Origin of the sequence: Mycobacterium sp. E136, from assembly GCF_001666865.1 — a bacterium.
Taxonomy (GTDB): Bacteria; Actinomycetota; Actinomycetes; order Mycobacteriales; family Mycobacteriaceae; genus Mycobacterium.
Genome location: NZ_LZJE01000010.1, coordinates 72,321 through 78,633 on the forward strand (window position 1 = coordinate 72,321; position 6,313 = coordinate 78,633).

General features: G+C 66.8%; 6 protein-coding genes and 1 pseudogene. 3 read left to right on the forward strand and 4 right to left on the reverse strand.

The features are described 5' to 3' along the window. Positions 1–73: 73 nt before the first annotated feature. On the reverse strand, positions 74–412 hold the full coding sequence (gene fdxA / locus A5698_RS00805) for a ferredoxin (protein ID WP_068292085.1): 339 nt from the start codon (positions 410–412) through the stop codon (positions 74–76). Positions 413–542: 130 nt separating this feature from the next. Here fdxA and A5698_RS00810 point away from each other — a divergent pair, with 130 nt between their 5' ends. Both A5698_RS00810 and A5698_RS00815 read left to right on the forward strand, forming a co-directional pair. After that, positions 543–1,199, forward strand: coding sequence for a TMEM175 family protein (locus A5698_RS00810; RefSeq protein ID WP_156670559.1), 657 nt, complete (start codon positions 543–545; stop codon positions 1,197–1,199). A gap of 9 nt (positions 1,200–1,208) precedes the next feature. Beyond that, positions 1,209–3,623, forward strand: coding sequence for a glycoside hydrolase family 3 N-terminal domain-containing protein (locus A5698_RS00815; RefSeq protein ID WP_197506586.1), 2,415 nt, complete (start codon positions 1,209–1,211; stop codon positions 3,621–3,623). Between the two features lies 1 nt (position 3,624). On the opposite strand, the gene A5698_RS00820 is transcribed toward A5698_RS00815, so the two are convergent. After that, entirely contained in the window at positions 3,625–4,077 is a 453-nt protein-coding gene (locus A5698_RS00820) for a DoxX family protein (protein WP_068292050.1), read from the reverse strand. Between the two features lie 91 nt (positions 4,078–4,168). Between A5698_RS00820 and A5698_RS00825 the strand changes: the two genes are divergently transcribed. Beyond that, entirely contained in the window at positions 4,169–4,837 is a 669-nt protein-coding gene (locus A5698_RS00825) for a helix-turn-helix transcriptional regulator (protein WP_068292057.1), read from the forward strand. An 8-nt stretch (positions 4,838–4,845) separates the two neighbouring features. On the opposite strand, the pseudogene narI reads toward A5698_RS00825, so the two are convergent. Together narI and narJ are read right to left on the reverse strand one after the other, a co-directional pair. Then, positions 4,846–5,580: pseudogene (gene narI, locus A5698_RS00830) on the reverse strand (respiratory nitrate reductase subunit gamma); the annotation flags it as partial. Further along, positions 5,579–6,232, reverse strand: a complete 654-nt coding sequence (gene narJ, locus A5698_RS00835) for a nitrate reductase molybdenum cofactor assembly chaperone (protein ID WP_068292062.1) — start codon at positions 6,230–6,232, stop codon at positions 5,579–5,581. The gene narJ and the pseudogene narI, both read right to left, overlap by 2 nt. Positions 6,233–6,313: the final 81 nt, after the last annotated feature.

Here is a 6,313-nt window from a genome sequence, read left to right on the forward strand (position 1 = left end):
AACCTCCTTGCAGCAAGTCGGTCTCCACTATCCATCATCGAGGACAGCGGGGCTAGAGGCCTAGGTCCCTACTTCACCGCGGTGACATCGCGGAGACCAGCGGCGTGTCGACACCGACGCGGCCGAGTTTGGCGGCACCGCCGGGTGTACCGAGGGGAGCGTTGCGGCCGGGCAGGATCTCGGCGAAGAACGCTGCGTTGTCGGCGAGATGGCGTTGCTCGTCGTCGGGCAGGTCGGTTTCGAAGTAGATCGCGTCTTCTTCGCACGCCAGTTTGCATGCCCCACAGTCCACGCACTCGTCGGGATTGATGTACATCGATCTCGCACCCTCGTAGATGCAGTCCACCGGGCACTCCGGCACACACGACTTGTGCATCACGTCCACACACGCACTGCTGATCACGTAGGTCATGACCGCAGTGTAGGAATCGCGGTTGGTGCTCGTCGTGGGCCGAAGGCCTGAGGATTCGAGGACCAAAGCCCCTGCCACGGTGTAGCGGAACCGCTCCGTCGGCACGTCGGCAGAGGGATACTGATCCACTGTGGCGGCTGAACGGGCCGAAGCTGCTCGGCCCTCCGGATACCGGACGACCCGAATGGAAGCGTTCAGCGATGGTGTGTTCGCTATCGCGATCACGCTGTTGGTGCTCGAGATCGGTGTACCCGACGGCTCGGAGGGTGACCTGCTGGGCGCCGTAATACTTCAGTGGCCGTCGTACCTGACCTACCTGGTGAGCTTTTCGACGATCGGCGCGGTGTGGCTCGAACACACCGTGATCACCGAATTCCTCGATCGGGCCACACCCGCGCTCATCCGACTGAACCTGCTGTTACTGCTGCTCGTTTCATTCCTCCCGTTCCCCACTCGGCTGTTGGGCGACTACATCGGCGGCAGCGATGCTCAACGGGTGGCGGTGACCGTCTACGGCATCAACCTGCTGCTGGTGTCGGCAGTGGTATCGCTGATGTGGCGGTATGCGGTGTGGCAGAGCTTGATTCGGACCGGAGTATCCGCTGCGGATGTCAGCCTCATCACCAAGCGGCTCACCCCGGGGCTGGCCGGATATGCCGTGTTCCTTGCGGCTGGGCTGTTCTTCCCGATCATCGCGGTTTTCGGCTACCTGGTGATCGCGGTGTACTTCATCGTCCCGTTTGCGGCGCTGCGGGGAGTCAGACGTGCGAGCCGATTGGAGAAGTGAATCAGCACTGTGACGGCAGATCCCACGGCCCGGGCGCAAGACCTGTTGCGCCAGATGACGGTCGACGAGAAGGTGATGCAGCTGTCTTCGGTGTTTCCGCTGGCGCTCTTCACTCCCGAGGGAACCAACCGCGACAAGCTCGACGCGCTCCTCGGGAGCGGGATCGGACACGTCTGCGCTCTCGGGATGATCGGCCACAAGGCTCCCGTCGCTCTGGCGACGGCGGTCAACGCGATTCAGCGCCACCTGATGACCGAGACCCGGCTCAAGATACCCGCGATCTTCCACAACGAAGCGATGAGCGGTGTGGTCGCGCCGGGCTTCACGGCGTTCCCGACCCCGATCGCGATGGCCGCAACGTGGGACACCGCGGCGGTCGAGGAGATGACGGACCTCGTTCGCCGCCAATTGCGGGCGGTTGGGCTGCGCCAGGCGCTGGGTCCGGTGATGGACATCGCCCGCGACGCCCGTTGGGGCAGGGTCGGCGAGACATTCGGTGAGGACGCCTATCTCACCAGCGCGATGAGCGTCGCGTACACGCGCGGTCTGCAGTCCGACGATCTGGCGCAGGGCGTGTCGGCCACCGGTAAGCACTTCATCGGCTACGCGGTGACCGAGGGCGGTCAGAACATGGCGGCGACCGCGGTCGGGCCCCGCGAACTCCGCGACGTCTTCGCGCGGCCGTTCGAGGCCGCGATCCGGTTGGCGGGGCTGGCGAGTGTGATGCCCAGCTACAGCGAACTCGACGGCGTCCCTGTCTCCGCTTCGCACACGGTGTTGACGACGCTGCTCCGCGACCAACTGGGCTTCACCGGGACGACCGTATCCGACTATGTGGCGATTCAATTCCTGCGGACGCGGCAGCGGGTCGCCGAAACCCCCGAGGACGCCGGTGTTCTGGCGGCGACGGCGGGCATGGATGTCGAGCTGCCGGAAGTCTTCGGCTACGGCGAGGTGTTGGCCGCCGCCGTGCGCAAAGGCAGGATCTCCGAGTCGGTGCTCGACCGGTCGGTGCTACGGGTGCTGTGCCAGAAGTTCGCGCTCGGCCTCTTCGACGACCCCTATGTTCCCGAGGACCCGATCGTCATCGAAGCGGTCGCAGGCGAGGGTGCCGATCTGTCGGCGCGCATCGCCGCGCGTGCGGTGACGCTGCTCAAGAACGACGGCGACCTCCTGCCGCTGCGCCGAGACCTCCGGCGGATCGCCGTCATCGGTCCGCACGCCGACGACGTGGCAGCGGGGTTCTCGACCTACTCTTTCGCCGATGCGATGAAGATGTTCGAAGCTCGGGCCACCGGTGGCGAAATGGCCATGGCGGGAATCGAACTCGGGGGTGACGTGCCCCAGGAAGCGCTCATGGCGATCGCGGGCGAGCTCGGACCGGTGTTCGCGACCGACCGGCGCGCCTACATCGAGTCCAACTACGCGGCTGTGTCGCTGGCAGACGCCGTTCGGCGGCTGTTGCCCGGTGCGGAGGTGGACGCCGTCGCCGGCACGGGTGTGACGCCGGCCGAACCGGTCGACATCGCCGCCGCCGTCGCGGCGGCCCGGGACGCCGATGCCGTGATCCTGGCGGTCGGAGGACGGTCGTCGTGGTCGGGGGCGCGTACCGAGGGGGAGGGGTCGGACACCGCCGACATCGCACTGCCCGCTCAGCAAGTGGAGTTGATCGAGGCGGTGAGTGCGGTGGGCAAGCCGACCGTCACGGTCCTCTCGATGGGTAGGCCGTACGCGCTCGGCGTCGTCATCGACCATTTGCCCGCGGTGCTGACCGCCTATTACGCCGGCCCGTATCAGGCGACCGCCGTCGTTGACGCGATCTTCGGGATCACGAATCCCGCTGGGAGGCTTCCACTCACGATGCCGCGGCATGTCGGGCAGGTGCCGATTCATCACGGCCAGAAGACCGGCAGTGGTTACCGGCGCACCGACGCCGACCCGCACAGCGGCTATCTCGACATGGCGGCCACGCCGCTGTTCGCCTTCGGTCACGGCCTGAGCTACACCACGTTCGCGTATGGCCCGCTGGAGCTCGCGAGCGACACGGTCGACGCGGGCGGCACGGTGACGGCGTCCGTCGTCGTCACCAATTCCGGACGGCGCCACGGGTCCGAGGTCCTGCAGTTGTACGCCGCCGACACCGCCGTCGGCGTCACGCTGCCCGCGCAGCAGCTCGTCGGGTTTGCCCGCGTCGAGCTGGACCCAGGTGCGTCCATGTCGATCACCTTCACGCTGCCGATGAGTGTTCTTGCCTACACCGGCATCTCGGGTGATCTGGTCATGGAGCCGGGTCCGGTGGAGTTGAGCGTGGGCACGAGCTCGGCGGACATCCGAGCCCGTGCCACGATCTCCGTCACCGGCGAGACGCGCACCTTCCGCCGCGACGATCGGGCGTTCTTCTCGTCGGCGGCGGTCGGCGCCTAGCTCATCGTGAGGCGCGGGTGTGCAATGGTGCGTCGTACACCGCGGCCAGCCGGCCCAGCGTCAACGCGCCCAACAGCAGACCGAAATCGCGCAGGGCGATGTCGTAGAACCCGGAATAGGTCAGCAGGTTGACGATGATGCCCGCGAGCCAGAGGGCGACGACATACGCGGCGTATCGCGGTTTGAGCGCGACCGCGATGCCGGCCACGATTTCGATCACGCCGACGATCAACATCGTCTGGTGCGCGGTGAACGGGCTGAGGTCGACGATCCACGGCGCGAGGTAGCCCTCCCAGTCGGTCAGCACATTGGTGAACTTGTCCAGACCCATCACGATCGGCAGCACCGTGAATCCGATCCGCAGGATCAGGTAAGCGCCGTAGACGGGATCGGTGCGAGCGCGCAGCAGCGGGCTCGTCGAGTGGTCGTGTACGGGGGTGTTCGAAGTGGTCATGACGCCGTCCCTTCTAGAATCAACTTCTATGTCTTTTAGACCACACCCGCCCGCGCATTTTGTCAAGAGTCTTTAGTGATAGAATTGCGCGGTGGCTTCGCAGTTCGCCGATCCCTCGTCGTTGACGGCCCTGACCAGCTTGGATGATCCGATCCGCCGTCGACTGCACGAGTTCGTCGTCGAGCGGGACGAGCCGGTCTCGCGGGAAGCGGCCGCCGCGGCCGCGGGCATCGGCCGCACCCTCGCCGCGTATCACCTCGACAAACTCGCCGAGGCGGGGCTGCTGGCCGTCAGCTATCAGCGCCCCGCCGGTCGCGGCGGGCCCGGCGCTGGACGTCCGGCCAAGCTCTACACCCGAAGCGCGGAGGAGATCGTCGTCAGCGTGCCGCCGCGCGACTACCTTCTGCTCGCCCGGCTGCTGGTCACCTCGATCGAACAGGACGCCGCGGGGACGGTGCGGTCGGCACTGAACACTGCCGCCCGCGAGACGGGGCGCCAGGCCGCGGTCGACGCCGGCGGTGATGTGGTGACGGCGCTGCGCGACTGCGGATATCTACCCCAAGCGGACGCTGACGGCTGTGTCACGCTGCGCAACTGCCCGTTTCACTCGGTGGCGAAGGACCATCTGGAGGTTGTCTGCGGACTGAACCTTCAGCTGGTCGAGGGCGTGCTCGACGGCAGTGCGACGCCGGGCGCGCGCGCGGAGCTGAGCCCGAGCCAAGGCCGGTGTTGCGTCCTGGTGCACAGCGTCTCGGGTTGACCCGCTGATCACCAGCCGCGGCGGTGCGGGCGTGAACCGACCAGCTCGCCCTGGTCGACGACGTCTCGGCTGCGATAGACGATGTAGGGCCGGAACAGATAGCCGATGGGTGCGCTGAAGACGTGCACCAATCGAGTGAACGGCCACAGGCAGAACAGCACCAACGCGATCATCACGTGGATGTGAAACCACAACGGCGCCTGTGCCATCAGGTCGCCGCGCGGCTGCAGGACCCAGATGGACCGGAACCAGGGCGCCACCGTCAGGCGGTAGTCGTGCTCGGCGCCGACGGGCGTCGCACCGATCAGCGTGCACGAGAGCCCGGCCACGATGGCGAGCACCAGCACCAGGTACATCACCTTGTCATTGGCGGTGGTGGCGAGGAAGACCGGGCCCGTGGTGCGACGGCGGAAGACCAACAACGCGATGCCGCACAGCGTTGTGACACCGGCGATCCCCCCGAGGACCAGCGCCTGCACGTGATAGGCGTGGTCGCTGAGTCCCATTGCATCGGTCCATGATTCGGGGATGACCAACCCGATGATGTGCCCCACGATCACCACCAGGATGCCGAAGTGGAACATCGGGCTGCCGATGCGCAACAGACGCGATTCGTACAGCTGCGACGACCGCGTGGTCCACCCGAACTTGTCGTAGCGGTACCGCCACCAGATCCCGACCGCAACGACGGCCAACGTCACGTAGGGGATCACGTCCCAGAAGATCTCCCAGCCCGACATGTCATACTCCTTGCGCGCGTCGCGGCGGTACGGTCAGCGTGAACGGTTGCAAGCCAACGGTTTCGGTTGGCGGTCCGGCGGCCGCCAGCCGCTGGGCCCGTTGCGCGTCCTGCTCGGTGCGGGGCGGAAGGGTCTGGCAGACCGCGGCCACGGCGTGTGCGTACGGCGATGCCGACTCCTCTAAAGCCTCGCGCAGCAGGTCGATCGGCGCCCGGTGTTCGGCGAGCAGACGCCGCCCCGCCTCGGCGTCGACGGTCGCGGCGAACTCGAGCACCACCGGCAGGTAGTCGGGCGCCTCGTGTTTCGGTGGGTGCACGCCGGCTTCGCGGTAGGTGTTCGCGAACGCCAGCATGTGGTTGCCGCGGTTTCGCGTGTCCCCGGCGGTCCAGTACGTGAGGTACATCGTGGTGCGGCGCCGCATGTCGAAGGTGTCGACGTAGTCGATCTGCGCCTGCATCGGATCCGCTGCGCGGAGCGCGGTGACGGTGGCGCCGAGCAGGTTTGCGGTCTCGTCGCGAAGGTGGGTCAGCATCTCCTCGACGGTGGTCAACCGTTCGCCCTGTCGGTCGTCCGGATACGCGAGCAGCAGTGCGGCCGCCTGCCATACGAGTCGATGCTCGAGGGTCGGGTCCCGCTTGCTGCGAAGGAGCTTCATCGATCCGCGCTCCGCTCCGGGAAGATCCCGCTGGGTTCGCCGCGACCGTCCCAGTTGAGCAGGTTGACCCGTGACGGGCGG